The 13,278-nt window shown below is 71.1% G+C and carries 14 protein-coding genes and 1 riboswitch; of the genes, 5 read left to right on the forward strand and 9 right to left on the reverse strand.

Annotated elements, in window-relative coordinates:
- Nucleotides 1–85: 85 nt before the first annotated feature.
- Together ACIGXM_RS06380 and ACIGXM_RS06385 are read right to left on the reverse strand one after the other, a co-directional pair.
- Nucleotides 86–982, reverse strand: a complete 897-nt coding sequence (locus ACIGXM_RS06380) for an enhanced serine sensitivity protein SseB C-terminal domain-containing protein (RefSeq protein WP_396557464.1) — start codon at nucleotides 980–982, stop codon at nucleotides 86–88.
- Between the two features lie 118 nt (nucleotides 983–1,100).
- Entirely contained in the window at nucleotides 1,101–1,913 is an 813-nt protein-coding gene (locus ACIGXM_RS06385; RefSeq protein ID WP_396557466.1) for an enhanced serine sensitivity protein SseB C-terminal domain-containing protein, read from the reverse strand.
- A 173-nt stretch (nucleotides 1,914–2,086) separates the two neighbouring features.
- Nucleotides 2,087–2,188: riboswitch (glycine riboswitch) on the forward strand.
- Between the two features lie 199 nt (nucleotides 2,189–2,387).
- Between ACIGXM_RS06385 and gcvT the strand changes: the two genes are divergently transcribed.
- From gcvT to ACIGXM_RS06405, 4 genes are all read left to right on the forward strand, one after another.
- A complete protein-coding gene (gcvT, locus tag ACIGXM_RS06390) occupies nucleotides 2,388–3,509 on the forward strand; it encodes a glycine cleavage system aminomethyltransferase GcvT (protein WP_396557468.1) in 1,122 nt (373 codons plus the stop codon).
- Between the two features lie 98 nt (nucleotides 3,510–3,607).
- Nucleotides 3,608–3,988 (forward strand): glycine cleavage system protein GcvH, encoded by a 381-nt coding sequence (gcvH, locus tag ACIGXM_RS06395; protein ID WP_396557470.1) that lies wholly within the window; start codon nucleotides 3,608–3,610, stop codon nucleotides 3,986–3,988.
- Between the two features lie 144 nt (nucleotides 3,989–4,132).
- Entirely contained in the window at nucleotides 4,133–5,401 is a 1,269-nt protein-coding gene (gene glyA, locus ACIGXM_RS06400) for a serine hydroxymethyltransferase (RefSeq protein ID WP_396557472.1), read from the forward strand.
- Between the two features lie 156 nt (nucleotides 5,402–5,557).
- Complete coding sequence (locus ACIGXM_RS06405; RefSeq protein ID WP_396557473.1) at nucleotides 5,558–6,925, forward strand: L-serine ammonia-lyase; 1,368 nt, start codon at nucleotides 5,558–5,560, stop codon at nucleotides 6,923–6,925.
- Nucleotides 6,926–7,372: 447 nt separating this feature from the next.
- Here the strand turns inward: ACIGXM_RS06405 and ACIGXM_RS06410 are convergent, their stop codons facing one another.
- The 7 genes from ACIGXM_RS06410 to ACIGXM_RS06440 form a co-directional block, all read right to left on the reverse strand.
- Nucleotides 7,373–7,612, reverse strand: coding sequence for a hypothetical protein (locus tag ACIGXM_RS06410; RefSeq protein ID WP_396557475.1), 240 nt, complete (start codon nucleotides 7,610–7,612; stop codon nucleotides 7,373–7,375).
- Nucleotides 7,609–8,544, reverse strand: coding sequence for a terpene synthase family protein (locus ACIGXM_RS06415; protein WP_396557477.1), 936 nt, complete (start codon nucleotides 8,542–8,544; stop codon nucleotides 7,609–7,611). The genes ACIGXM_RS06410 and ACIGXM_RS06415 overlap by 4 nt, the downstream gene beginning before the upstream one ends.
- Entirely contained in the window at nucleotides 8,544–8,747 is a 204-nt protein-coding gene (locus ACIGXM_RS06420; RefSeq protein WP_396557479.1) for a hypothetical protein, read from the reverse strand. Before ACIGXM_RS06420 ends, ACIGXM_RS06415 begins: the two co-directional genes overlap by 1 nt.
- A gap of 62 nt (nucleotides 8,748–8,809) precedes the next feature.
- On the reverse strand, nucleotides 8,810–9,667 hold the full coding sequence (locus ACIGXM_RS06425; protein WP_396557481.1) for a helix-turn-helix domain-containing protein: 858 nt from the start codon (nucleotides 9,665–9,667) through the stop codon (nucleotides 8,810–8,812).
- A gap of 8 nt (nucleotides 9,668–9,675) precedes the next feature.
- Nucleotides 9,676–10,158 (reverse strand): DUF6879 family protein, encoded by a 483-nt coding sequence (locus ACIGXM_RS06430; RefSeq protein ID WP_396557483.1) that lies wholly within the window; start codon nucleotides 10,156–10,158, stop codon nucleotides 9,676–9,678.
- A 7-nt stretch (nucleotides 10,159–10,165) separates the two neighbouring features.
- On the reverse strand, nucleotides 10,166–10,393 hold the full coding sequence (locus tag ACIGXM_RS06435) for a hypothetical protein (RefSeq protein WP_396557485.1): 228 nt from the start codon (nucleotides 10,391–10,393) through the stop codon (nucleotides 10,166–10,168).
- A 179-nt stretch (nucleotides 10,394–10,572) separates the two neighbouring features.
- Nucleotides 10,573–10,791, reverse strand: a complete 219-nt coding sequence (locus tag ACIGXM_RS06440) for a hypothetical protein (protein WP_396557487.1) — start codon at nucleotides 10,789–10,791, stop codon at nucleotides 10,573–10,575.
- Nucleotides 10,792–11,072: 281 nt separating this feature from the next.
- Between ACIGXM_RS06440 and ACIGXM_RS06445 the strand changes: the two genes are divergently transcribed.
- Nucleotides 11,073–13,265 (forward strand): ADP-ribosyltransferase, encoded by a 2,193-nt coding sequence (locus ACIGXM_RS06445; protein ID WP_396557489.1) that lies wholly within the window; start codon nucleotides 11,073–11,075, stop codon nucleotides 13,263–13,265.
- Nucleotides 13,266–13,278: the final 13 nt, after the last annotated feature.

The following is a 13,278-nucleotide window of genomic DNA, read 5'->3' on the forward strand; positions in this document are numbered from 1 at the left end:
GCGCCAGATACCGGACGCCCGGGTCAACTGATCGGACACCAGGACGAGTTGATCATTCGTCAGAAAGCCTGCGGAGCAGGGTGGTTCAGCCGCGCGGACGCCCGGTCCAGGGCTGCTGCAGCCAACCGGGCGCCGGGGCCTGGACCGGGGCCTGCGCCGGCCCGGGATAGCCGTACGATCCCGGAGCGCCCGGGTACGGCGGCGCCGGATACGGCGCGGGGGTCGCCTCGCGGTGGTAGAACGGCCGCAGGTGCGCGCGCATCCACAGCGCCACCGGGTCGTACTCGTCGCTCATCGCGACGGTGGAGACCGCCAGTCCCTCCGGCGCCTGCGCGATGGCCCGCTGCATCAGCGCCCGGACCGCCTCCACCGCCGGCGGCGAGGTGTCATAGAGGTCCAGCCCGATCGCCAGGTACGGCTCGTCCACCGCCGGTTGCACCCAGGCCCGCCAGAGCGCCCTCACCGGCCGCACCGAGGGCACCTGCTGTTCGAGTACGGCGTAGAACCGCTCGGCCCGCACCTGCGGTTCGGTCAGCCGCAGCGGCCCGGCCGGCAGCCGGTGCAGCCCGGCCGCCACCCGGCGCAGGTCCGCCCAGGGCACCCCGACCCCGCCCCCCGGCGCGTGCGGGTTCAGCCAGAGCCCCCAGCGGGTGCGGTAGAGGGTGTCGGCGATCTCCCGCCCGGAGATCAGCTCGTGCGCCCGCGACCAGCCGCTGGCGGCCAGCTGTTCCGGCGAGGTGGCGGCGGGGGCGTAACCGTGCCCGCCGATGTCCATGTTCCCGTACTGCGCGTCCGGGCTGCCCGGCCGGCCCTGCCAGAGCAGCATCCACACCTGGCCCTCGGCCAGCGCCTGGAGCAGCCGCTCGTAGGCGTCGTAGCGCTCCGGGGCGACCTCGCGCAACGCACGCTCCAGCACGCCCGGGTCCGCGCCGGGGGCCGGGCCCCACGGCCCCGGTCCACCACCTGCCGCTCCCGTAGTCACGCCGAGCCCTCCGTCGTCGTACCGCCGCCGAGATATCGGCAGCACCCTACGGGGCCCACCCGAGCGCCGTCATGCCGACGTGCCCGCGACCCGCCCCGAGCCGCCGCCCACCGGGCGCTCAGAGCCGCGCGTAGAACGGCTCGACCCGGTGCAGCAACCAGTCCACCACCGGGTCCGCCGCCAGGTCCAGCAGCACGATGTGCAGCCCCCAGGGCAGCGGTGCGGCACCCAGCGCGCGACCCAGCGCGGCGTTGGCCTCGGCCGGGTCGGCCGGCGCGGCCGGGTCCAGCTGGACGCCCACGAACAGCACCGGCGGCTCGCCCTCCACCGAGGCCAGCGCCCGGCGGGCGGTCAACACCCCGGGCAGCCCGGACAGTTCGGCACAGGCGGCGGTGAGGAAGGCGACCGGCTCCTCGGCCGGCTCCAGCGCGCGGAGCGCGACCCGGGCGCCCGGCGGCACGTTCGGGCCCCCGTCGGCCGTCCAACGGTCCTGCCGCGGGCCGCGGCGCAGCTCCGCCACGCCCTCCGGCGGCACCGGGATCCCCACCGGCGCCTCGGGGTTGACCGCGATGCCCAGGCCCAGCGGCAGCCCGCGGGCGAACTCCCAGGCCGGGGCGACCGCGCAGGACAGCCCGGGGGCGTGCTGCAGGAACTGCTCCTCGGAGGAGAAGACCGGCACGTAGGGCGCGCCCGCCAGCTCGATGGTCGGCAGGTCCAGCGCCTGCCCCCGCGGGTCGGCACCGGCCGGCAGCGGGATCCAGACCTGACTGCGGGCCAGCACCTCGACCACCCGCGGGGTCGCGCCGGGATCGCCCAGCGCCGCGGTGAGCACCTGCTCCAGCTCGTTGGCCGGCCAGCCGCCGCCGGCCGGTGCCATGCCGGGCTCGGCCCAGCCCTGTCCCACCGCCGTGCCGTACCCCGGAGTCTCCATCCGCCCTGCTCCACCCGTCTCGCGCTCGCTCGGGCCCAAAGCCTATCGAGCGCCACCGTCCCGGGTGACCAGCCAAGGACGAACGAAGGCCCCCCTCCCGTCCGGCCCCCGGGCATGCCATGATGACCCCGTCCGCACCATGCGGGCCTCGCTGAAACTTCATACTGGCCGCTCGAACCCGCGCGGGAGAGCCCGGAGTGCCCCAGCGGCACAGCCGGCGCCGAAGGAGCAAGTCCTCCCCGGAATCTCTCAGGCACCCCTACCGCACGGGCGAGGCAGATCTGGAAAGTGGACACGGCCGTGCCGTGCGCCCACCCACGGTGCAAGCCACGCCATCCTGGTCCCCGGACAGGCTGCGTGGTGAAGCTCTCAGGTTTGACGACAGATGGGGAGATCGCGCCCCCGCATGTCCGCGCGCCGGCCCCAGGCCGTGCGCTGTCCCTGAGTGCCCACCGCACAAGGAGCCCAGTAGCCGTGTCGTCCCCTCGCAAGACCGCGCTCGACGCCCTGCACCGCGCCCTCGGCGCCACCATGACCGACTTCGCCGGCTGGGACATGCCGCTGCGCTACGGCAGCGAGCGCGAGGAGCACCTCGCCGTCCGCACCAGGGCCGGCCTGTTCGACCTCTCCCACATGGGCGAGATCACCGTCAGCGGCCCGCAGGCCGGCGAGCTGCTGGACCACGCGCTGGTCGGCTTCATCTCCGCGCTCGGCGTGCTGCGCGCCCGCTACACCATGATCTGCCGCGAGGACGGCGGCATCCTGGACGACCTGATCGTCTACCGCACCGCCGAGGACGAGTACCTGGTCGTCGCCAACGCCTCCAACGCCCAGGTGGTGCTGGACGCGCTGACCGAGCGCGCGGCCGGCTTCGACGCCGTGGTGCGCGACGACCGGGACGCCTACGCGCTGCTCGCCGTGCAGGGCCCGGAGGCGAACGGCATCCTGGCCTCGCTCACCGACGCCGACCTGCCCGGCCTGAAGTACTACGCCCTGCTGCCCACCACGGTGGCCTGCCGGCAGGTCTGGCTCGCCCGCACCGGCTACACCGGTGAGGACGGCTTCGAGGTCTTCTGCGCCCCCGCCGACGCCGAACACCTCTGGCAGGCGCTGACCGAGGCCGGCCAGGACGCGGGGCTGGTCCCGTGCGGCCTCTCCTGCCGCGACACGCTGCGCCTGGAGGCGGGCATGCCGCTCTACGGGCACGAGCTGGACACCTCGCTGACCCCGTTCGACGCGGGCCTGGGCCGGGTGGTGCGCTTCGACAAGACCACCAACGGCGGCGAGTTCGTCGGCCGCGAGGCGCTGGAGGCGGCCGCCGCCCAGGCCGAGGCCAAGGCGCCGCGCAAGCTGGTCGGCCTGGTCTCCGAGGGCAAGCGCGTCCCGCGCGCCGAGTACGCCGTGGTCACCACCGACGGCACCCCGATCGGGCGGATCACCTCCGGCGCGCCGTCGCCGACCCTCGGCAAGCCGATCGCGATCGCCTACCTGGACGCCGCGCACGCCGAGCCCGGCACGTCCGTCGCGGTGGACGTCCGCGGCCGGCAGGAGCCGGTCGAGGTGGTCGCGCTGCCGTTCTACAAGCGCGCCCGCTGAGCCCACCCGCTGCCTGCCCGGCCCAGCCCCGATCCCCGCGCGGTCCGCTCGGTGGACCGTTGCGACCTGCCCGCTTCCGATCCTGGAGAATGAACCCCATGAGCAACCCGCAGCACCTGCAGTACAGCAAGGACCACGAGTGGCTGACGGCCGCCTCCGAGGACGGCGTGTCCACGGTGGGCATCACCCAGCACGCCGCCGACGCGCTCGGTGACATCGTCTACGTCCAGCTGCCCGAGGTCGGCGACACCGTCACCGCGGGTGAGCCCTGCGGCGAGCTGGAGTCCACCAAGTCGGTCAGCGACCTGGTCGCCCCGGCCACCGGCGAGGTCACCGAGACCAACCAGGACGTCGTGGACGACCCGGCCCTGGTCAACTCGGCCGCCTTCGAGGGTGGCTGGCTGTTCCGGGTCAAGGTCACCGAGGCCCCCGCCGACCTGCTGAGCGCCGACGAGTACAGCGAGTTCACCCAGGCCTGATCGCCTTCCCGGGGCGGTCGCAGCGCGGCGGCCGCCCCACCGGTCAGTGCCCCACCAGCCCACCCGTCGCCCGCCGCCCGTCGCCCGCCGCCACCCTCCGACGACGAGCCCGCGTGCGACTGCCCTTGATGGGAAGACGCCACCATGACGGTTCTCAACCAGTCCCTGCACGCACTCGACCCCGAGATCGCCGCCGCGGTCGACGCCGAGCTGCACCGCCAGCAGTCCACCCTGGAAATGATCGCCTCCGAGAACTTCGCCCCGGTGGCGGTCATGGAGGCCCAGGGCTCGGTGCTGACCAACAAGTACGCCGAGGGCTACCCCGGCCGCCGCTACTACGGCGGCTGCGAGCACGTCGACGTGGTCGAGCAGATCGCCATCGACCGGATCAAGGAGCTGTTCGGCGCCGAGGCCGCCAACGTCCAGCCGCACTCCGGTGCGCAGGCCAACGCCGCCGCGATGTTCGCGCTGATCCAGCCGGGCGACACCATCCTGGGCCTGAACCTGGCCCACGGCGGTCACCTGACCCACGGCATGAAGATCAACTTCTCCGGCAAGCTCTACAACGTGGTCGCCTACCACGTCGACGAGAAGACCAACCTGGTCGACATGGACGAGGTCGCCCGCCTCGCCAAGGAGCACCAGCCCAAGCTGATCATCGCCGGCTGGTCCGCCTACCCGCGCCAGCTGGACTTCGCCGCCTTCCGCGCGATCGCGGACGAGGTCGGCGCCTACCTGATGGTCGACATGGCCCACTTCGCCGGCCTGGTCGCGGCGGGCCTGCACCCGTCCCCGGTGCCGTACGCCGACGTGGTCACCACCACCACCCACAAGACCCTGGGCGGCCCGCGCGGCGGCGTGATCCTCTCCAAGGCCGAGCTGGCCAAGAAGATCAACTCCGCGGTCTTCCCGGGCCAGCAGGGCGGCCCGCTGGAGCACGTGATCGCCGCCAAGGCCGTGGCCTTCAAGGTCGCCGCCTCGCCGGAGTTCAAGGAGCGCCAGGAGCGCACCCTGGAGGGCGCCAAGCTGCTGGCCGCCCGCCTGCTCCAGGACGACACCACCGCGGCCGGCATCTCGGTGCTGTCCGGCGGCACCGACGTCCACCTGGTCCTGGTCGACCTGCGCAACAGCGAGCTGGACGGCCAGCAGGCCGAGGACCGGCTGCACGAGGTCGGCATCACGGTCAACCGCAACGCCGTCCCGAACGACCCGCGCCCGCCGATGGTCACCTCCGGTCTGCGGATCGGCACCCCGGCGCTGGCCACCCGCGGCTTCCAGGCCGAGGACTTCCGCGAGGTCGCCGACGTGATCGCCGAAGCGCTCAAGCCGGGCTTCGACGAGGCCAAGGCCGCCGCGCTGAAGGCCCGGGTGACCGCCCTGGCCGCGAAGTACCCGCTCTACCCGGAGCTGTAGTCCGGGGGGCTGTAACCGGCGTCACCACCGCTGACCAGGCCCTTACGTCGGGGCACCGCGCACACTGGACTGTGAGCCGGTGCCCCGACCCATGCACCCGCCCACCTCGTAACTCCCGTCCACGAGACTCCACGAGCAGACAAGGACGTCACTTCCGTGGCCATCAGCGTCTTCGACCTCTTCTCCATCGGCATCGGCCCCTCCAGCTCGCACACCGTGGGCCCGATGCGCGCCGCCCGGATGTTCGCCCGCCGGCTGCGCTCCGAGGACCTGCTGGACCGGGTGACCACCGTGCAGGCCGAGCTGTTCGGCTCGCTGGGCGCCACCGGCCACGGGCACGGCACCCCGAAGGCCGTGCTGCTCGGGCTGGAGGGCAACTCGCCGCGCACCGTGGACGTCGCCAAGGCCGACCTCGACGTCGAGCGGATCAGGGAGGCCAAGCGGCTCAACCTGCTCGGCACCCACCCGATCGACTTCGATCCCGACCTCCAGCTGGTGCTGCACCGCCGCCGCTCGCTGCCCTACCACGCCAACGGCATGACCCTGGCGGCCCGCGACGCGGCCGGCGAGCTGGTCCTGGAGAAGACCTACTACTCGGTCGGCGGCGGCTTCGTGGTGGACGAGGACGCCATCGGCGCCGACCGGGTGGTCCCGGACGACACCCAGCTGCGCTACCCGTTCCGCACCGGCGAGGAGCTGCTGCGGCTCACCCGGGAGACCGGGCTGTCGATCTCCGGCCTGATGCTGGAGAACGAGAAGGCCTGGCGCACCGAGGAGGAGATCCGGGCCGGGCTGCTGGAGATCTGGGGCGTGATGAAGGAGTGCGTCAGCGCCGGGATGACCCGCGAGGGCATCCTGCCGGGCGGCCTCAAGGTTCGCCGCCGGGCCGCCGCCGGCGCCCGCGCGCTGCGCGCCGAGGGCATCGGCCCGGCCAACGCGATGGAGTGGGTGACCCTCTACGCGATGGCCGTCAACGAGGAGAACGCCTCCGGCCAGCGCGTCGTCACCGCCCCCACCAACGGCGCGGCCGGCATCATCCCGGCCGTCCTGCACTACTTCCAGAACTTCATCCCGGGCGCCGACGAGGACGGCATCGTCCGCTTCCTGCTGGCGGCCGGCGCGATCGGCATGCTCTTCAAGGAGAACGCCTCGATCTCCGGCGCCGAGGTCGGCTGCCAGGGCGAGGTCGGCTCGGCCTGCTCGATGGCGGCCGGCGGCTTGGCCGAGGTCCTCGGCGGCACCCCCGAGCAGGTCGAGAACGCCGCCGAGATCGGCATCGAGCACAACCTCGGCCTCACCTGCGACCCGGTCGGCGGCCTGGTCCAGATCCCCTGCATCGAGCGCAACGGCATGGCCTCGGTCAAGGCCGTCACCGCCGCCCGGATGGCCCTGCGCGGCGACGGCCGGCACCACGTCTCGCTGGACAAGGCGATCAAGACGATGAAGGAGACCGGCGCCGACATGAAGGTCAAGTACAAGGAGACCTCGCGCGGCGGCCTCGCGGTCAACGTCATCGAGTGCTGAGAAACCGGCTCTGACCTGGGGGAACGTGATTCCCCTACTTTCCCCCAGGTTCCCCACACTTCCCCGTTTCGATCCTCCCCATCGGCTCCCCAGGGCCGCCAGACTCCCCCAGCGCTCCCCAGGCTTCCCCAAAAAGAACTGCCCGGTACCCGCCTGCCGATCCTGAGGCTCTTCTGGGAGTAGTGCTGTTGGCCGTGCCGACTGCGCAGCGCTCGCCCACAGCCGGTGGGTGAGGCAGTCGGCACGGCCGCTCCGCCGGGGCGGAGCAGGCTGCCCGGGATGAAGGGGGGCGTACGGCCCGGACAGCTCGATCAGGGGGTTACCGCGGCCGCCGGCGCGGGGGTGACGCTCGTATGGCGGCCTGCGGTCGGGGCGGCGGGTCAGCGGCGCGCCCCAGGACGGTGCGGCCGAGCTGGTGCGTGACCGCCTGGATCCAGGCCCGCGGCGTCACAGGCTCACCGCCTCGGCGCGGCGCGCCATCGCCGCCGCCAGCGACGCGAGGACGAGCCGGCGCAGGACGAGCCGTGTAAGGGTGCTCAGAGCCAGGAGTTCCCGCCTCGCCTCCGGGCCGCCGTCGCCGCGTATCACCGCGTCCATCGCGGCTCGCATGGCGGCCAGGTCCTGGAGCAACTCGGCGGGGTCGTACGGCCGTTCCAAGCTCCAGCCGTACGCCGGCGGCTGGCTCACCCTGCCTCCTGGAGCTGGGCTGGCAGCGTGTATCGGGAGCTGCCCGCGGTCCACTCGGTCAGCGCTCGGCGGAACCGGTCGATGGTGAGAGCGAATCGGCTGGTGTTCAGCACCGGTTCGCCGATCGCCGGCGGCTGCGGCTCGTCGTCGAAGTCGCGCCGCACCGAGGTGTAGAGCCACCAGAAGCGGTACTCCTCCGCCTGGAGCAGCTCCTTCACTCGCGTCCGGGCCTCAGCCACGGTCATTTCCTGGGTGCTGACCAAGGCGTATACGGCGGTGAAGGTGTCCTGGTCGTCCTGGGCCGCCGCGAGATCGTTCGTCAGGCATCCGCACGCCGAGAACGCGGCGAGCAAGGACTGGACCAGGGGGTCACGCCAGTCTGGCGTGATGCACTGCTCTGCCAGCTCGGTCCACATGGCGGCCAGCAGCATTCCGCCGTCGGCCGGCCGGACCGCCAGGTACTCACGAAGGGTCGGGGTTCGGCCGGGCTGTACGTAGACCGTCAGCTTCTCGGCCGCCGCGTGGATCCAAGAGGCCAGCTGCTCCCGGTACCGGCTCCGCCAGAAGTCCGGCATCGCTCGCTGGGTTTGCTGGACCAGGTCCGCCAGTGCCTGGACGATCGGGTGGTCGGCCGGGCCCGGGTGGTTGGCCCCGGCCACGGTGTTCAGGAGCGTCAGGACGAGCTGCTCGATGGCGGCCGGCGTCGCGTCGCTCAGCTCCTGGTCGAACACGTCGTCGGCTACCCAGGTCCAGATGGCCCACTTCGTTGCCAGATGCAGGGGACCACCGGCCGCGGTCGGCCACGCTCGGAGGCACAGGTTCACGTATCCGTGCGCCAGGTAGGTGTCAGAGTCCGGATGCAGCCGGTGCTGCCTCAGGAAGGCCTTGGCGGCTTTGTGCAGGTTCGCGTGCCGTACGTCGGTGTTCGTCATCAGGAGGCCTCCCCAGCGTGCTCCGGGCACGCCGCCACTGCCCAGGTGAGGCCGGCCACCGTCCGGTGGCCGGCCGAGACGAGCGGCGGCGCGGAGGACGAGCAGACGACGCACGCGCGCTCGTGGAGCTGGTCGTAGGTCAGGGATGTGTCCGCGTGAGGCAGCCCGGCGGCGGGCTGCGGCGGAGCCGCGAGATCTGCCATGCCGACGACGGTAGAGAGGGGACCAGGAGGCGCACTACAAGTGTGCGCAAACTTGCGGAGCGTCACCCAAGAGAGGTAATCGCTGTCGTGATCAAGGCCCGCGCTGCGGCCCCGTAGACCGCGAGTTCCTCCAACTCGGCGAAGGCCCGAACGTACTCGGCGATCTCCCCAGGACGCGTGACTGTGAGGTGAGCAGAGACCAGCTCCACGTTGACCTGGGCATCGTCGTAGACGGTAAAGGACTCGACTGGCCATCCCCCGCCGCGGACCGTGCCGAGAGGGATGATGCCGAGGCTAACGGAGGGAGTGGACGCCATCGCAATCAGTTGGCCGAGCTGGGCCGCCATCACGTCTGCGTCACCGATCACGCTGCGCAGCACCCACTCTTCGACGAGAACGGCGAAGCGATGATGCCCTGTGTGCAGCACTTTTTGACGATCCATACGGACTGCGACGGCCTCTTCAACGTCGTCATGGACGCCGCGCAACGCCACGATCGTCTCAAGGACCGCCCTCGTGTAGGCCGCCGTCTGAAGGATGCCGGGAACGACGCAGGACTGGTACATGCGGAACCGTCGGGTGCGCTCGAAGAGCGGCCGTACGGCCTCCTGGGCACGCTTCAACCCGGGGCGTTCAATGCGGCGCCAGTCGACATACGCGCCATCGATGCCTCGGGCCGTCGCGATCAAGTCCGCAGCCTGATCAGGAACGCCGCAGTGCAGCGTCCACGCCCGGAGATCGGCGTCCGACGGCATCGCGTGACCGTGCTCCAGCCTGGAGCACTTCGACTCGTGCCAGCCAGCCAGGCGTGCGAGGGCCCGCGCGCTGAGCGATGCGTCCTTGCGGATTTCGCGCAGCCGCAGGCCCAGCGCGTGGCGCGCCTCCTGAACGCTGGAAGATGGCGAACTCGAGGACATCATGCTGCCGGTCAGGCCGGCTGGTACTCCTCGTGGGGAATGGAACGGTCCCAGGTCACCTCGAAGGCTGTGGCACACAGCTTGATGACCTCGGGATCGGTCACCAACTCGTGGTCGATGAAGTTGCCTTCCCCGTCGAAGTGGTTGAGCAGCAGGACCTGGCCGTCGAAGAGCCAGAAGTCATTACCCGGAAGGGCCACGCTCGTTGCTTGCCGGCGCGGCAGCCAGCGCACGAGTTCGCCCGAGGCCACGTTGCCTGGCGTCAGGTCATACTCGAAGCGGACGTAATCGCTGATGGGCTCGGAGACGATTCGGGCTCGGCGTACGGTGACACCGCGCGACGTGGTTGCAGCGATCAGAGCCAACCAGGGACGCTCGGCCTCGCTCGGGCTCTTGTCGATCCTGCCTTCCAGCCACGCGATGAACCTCGGGTCGTCCCGCATGTAGCCGTCGCGCATTTCCAGGTGCACGGCCGACTGCTTGCAGGCTGCCATGAGGACCTCAATCGAGGGGGCCTCGGGCACTGCTCACCTCCGGGAAGAACTGGATCATCCGCTTCGGGTACTCGATCACGGTTTCGTGGGCGGGCAGGTCGAGCTGGGCCAGCCGTTCCGGGTCTGTGACCTTCCAGCCCTGGATAATGTAGTTGTCGGTTTCGTCGTCGTAGTACAGGGTCGGCGACTTCCCGTCGGGGCTGTTCGGGTCCTGGCCAAGCTTGTGCAGTGCCATCATGACCTCCGACTCAGAGCTTGACGATCTCTGTATTCAGGCTTGCACGCTGAGCAACCATAGCGCCAGAAGTTTGCGGAAACTTGCTCGGCTACCTGACCACTTGAACGGCCGAGGTCTGGCCCCGGGAACGCTGAAGGCGCCCCGCCGCCGGCGCGTGGCCGGTAGCGGGGCGCGGTCTACTTCGTTGGGCTGGGGGTGACTTGGCGTTCGACGCGGTCCAGGGCGTCGCGGAGGCTGGCGCCGCTGTTGGGGTGGAGTTCGTGTTGGACGGCGGCCAGGCGCTGCTCGATACCGCAGAGCCGGGCCGTGACTCCGTCGTGGCCGGGTACTCCGTCGTGGCCGGGTACGCCGGGGCGGGCGGGGACGCCGTGCCAGTCGTCGGCGAAGTCCTCCAAGCGGCGCAGGACGTGGCGCGTGCCGCAAGGGCGGCCGGACCGGGGGCGGATTTCGTCGTTTGCCCTGCCGCAAATCGGCCTGATATCACTTCTGCTGACGGGCCGTGAGCCGTTCGGCGGACCCCGGCGCGCTTTTGCGAATATCCGGCGAGGATTTCGTGCGAGCCGTGTCGGACGGCCCGTGCGCCGGTCCCGTTCGGGGAGACCGGCGAGGTTTCGGTGAAGCACGGGGGAGATGACGTGTCGACGTGGAACATTGACACGCGGCGGCGGGCCGCGCCGTGATCGATCCGGACGACATTCCGCAGTTCGTCGGTGATCTGGACCAGTTGGAGCAGGACGCCGCCTCGCTGAAGACGGACGCCGGGAACATCCGCACCACCGGTTCCGGGATCCACACCACCTTCCAGGGCCTGTCGGCCTTCTACCACGCCCCCGAGGCGGAGCAGTTGTTCGCGACCACCAAACCGGTGGCGACCCAGGCGGACGACTTCGCGGGGGACGTGGAGAAGGTCGCCGCCGCGCTGTCCACGTACGCGCACGACGTGCGGCCGATCGCCGCGACCCTCAGGTCGCTGCACGACCAGGCGACCACCTTCGTCAACAGCGTGAAGAACGACCACGACTGGAAGTACGACGGCGACAAGGTCAACCGGAACAACGACCTGATGAAGCAGGTCGACGCCGCCGTCGCGGAGTTCTGGGCGGCCGAACGGACCTGCGCCAACGCCATCGACGCCCTCTTCGGCGGCACCCGGTACATCGGCAACGACGGCTCCGACAAGGCCGACATGTACGGCTACACCAGCCAGCAGCTGGACGGCGCCAAGGTCCCGTGGGGCAGCACCGAGGAACAGTCCCACCACATCTGGGACGTCGGCTACTGGGTGAAGAGCTTCGTCTGGGACGGCCTCATCGTCGACGGCGTCTGGGGCACCATCAAGGGCCTGGGCACCCTGGTCGGCTTCGGCGGCCTGAAGAACTTCGAACAGGCCTGGAAGGGCATCGGCGAACTCGCCCTCGGCCTGGCCATCACGAACGTCGACCCGGCCTTCCTGGCCACCCCCGACTCCACGCTCCCCGGCTGGCTGCGCGACGCCAAGAACGCGCCCATCGCCTTCGCCAAGAGCATGGTCGCCTGGGACGAATGGAAACAGAACCCGGGCACGGCGGCGGGTGCGGTCACCTTCAACGTGCTCACCTGCCTCGTCGCACCGCTCAAGGTCGGCAAACTCGGCGAGATCGGCGAGGCCGGCGAAGCCGCCGGCAAAGCCGGCATGGCCGGGAAAACCCTCAACGTCCTCGGCGGAATCGGCGAGACCATCGACCCGATGACCTACGTCGGCAAAATGCTCTCCCCCGCCCTCGGCAAACTCCCCAGCATCTCCCAACTCACCGCCGCCCTCGACCACCTCACCGGCACCGACGTCAAAGGCCTCGACGACCTCACCAACCCGCACGGCACCGAACTACCCGACGGCTCGCTCAAACTGCCCGACGGCTCGGTCCTCCACCCCAACGGCGAACTCCACCTACCCGACGGCCAGACCAAGCTGCTCACCCCCCAGGAACTCGCCTCCGTCCACACGGGCGACCACCTGCCGACGGGCGCCGGACACGCCGGCGGGCACCCCGGTGACGCCGTCCCCACGGGTCACCACGGCGCCCCGACCACCGGCCACGACCCGGTCACGGGCGGCCACGACCACCCGGGGGCCAGCCCCACGGGCCACCCGGGCGACCCGGCGCACCCGGGCGACCCCGCCCCCGCCGGCCACCCCGGTGGCCCGACCGGCGACCACGGCCCCGCCCCGCTGGGCCGCCACCAGCTGGTCTCCCCCGCCGAGTTCAAGGAGCTCTCGGCCGCCGACCAGGCCAAGGTCGCCGAGGCCGAGATCGCCCACGGCACGGTGGGGTTCGCCAGTGACGCCGATGCCGCGCGCTACGGCTCGGACCACTGGAACGGCTACGCGGAGAACCTCCCGAAGCCCGAGCGGCAGGCGGTCTTCGACTACACGATGGAGCCCCCGCACACCGGCCCCACCTACCAGGAGATCAACGGCTTCCTGCGCGGCGACGCCGCCCTGGGGACCCCGGAGGTGCTCCACGACATCGCCGAGATCGACAAGGTGATGCACGGCAACCCCGTGCCGGACGACGTCGTCGTGGTCCGCGGCACCGACCTGGGGCACATCGGGATGAGCCCGCCCAGCATGGTGGGACACACCTTCCCGGAGCATTCCTACGTCTCCACCTCGCTCGGCAGCAGCCCGGTCGGCGCGTTCTCCGGCAAGGAGGCCGTCATGCACTGGCGGGTCCCCAAGGGCACTCCCGCGCTGTACGTGGAAAAACTCTCCGCTTTCGGCGGCGGCGAGCGCGAACTCCTGCTCGGCCGCGGAATGCGCTACCGGGTCGACCGCGTTTTCCGGCTGAACGGCAAGTGGCAGATCTACGGCGAGATCCTGCCGAACTGAGAAGGGCGAAAAG

Source organism: Kitasatospora sp. NPDC052896, from assembly GCF_044547075.1.
Taxonomy (GTDB): Bacteria; Actinomycetota; Actinomycetes; order Streptomycetales; family Streptomycetaceae; genus Kitasatospora.

Bases quoted from the DNA above. Each gene is read 5' to 3' on its own strand.
- glyA (WP_396557472.1), top strand. From the start codon at position 4,133: ATGACGGTTCTCAACCAGTCCCTGCACGCACTCGACCCCGAGATCGCC.
- ACIGXM_RS06385 (WP_396557466.1), bottom strand. From the start codon at position 1,913: ATGGAGACTCCGGGGTACGGCACGGCGGTGGGACAGGGCTGGGCCGAG.
- ACIGXM_RS06425 (WP_396557481.1), bottom strand. From the start codon at position 9,667: ATGATGTCCTCGAGTTCGCCATCTTCCAGCGTTCAGGAGGCGCGCCAC.
- ACIGXM_RS06435 (WP_396557485.1), bottom strand. From the start codon at position 10,393: ATGGCACTGCACAAGCTTGGCCAGGACCCGAACAGCCCCGACGGGAAG.
- gcvH (WP_396557470.1), top strand. From the start codon at position 3,608: ATGAGCAACCCGCAGCACCTGCAGTACAGCAAGGACCACGAGTGGCTG.
- ACIGXM_RS06415 (WP_396557477.1), bottom strand. From the start codon at position 8,544: ATGACGAACACCGACGTACGGCACGCGAACCTGCACAAAGCCGCCAAG.
- ACIGXM_RS06420 (WP_396557479.1), bottom strand. From the start codon at position 8,747: ATGGCAGATCTCGCGGCTCCGCCGCAGCCCGCCGCCGGGCTGCCTCAC.
- ACIGXM_RS06430 (WP_396557483.1), bottom strand. From the start codon at position 10,158: ATGGCAGCCTGCAAGCAGTCGGCCGTGCACCTGGAAATGCGCGACGGC.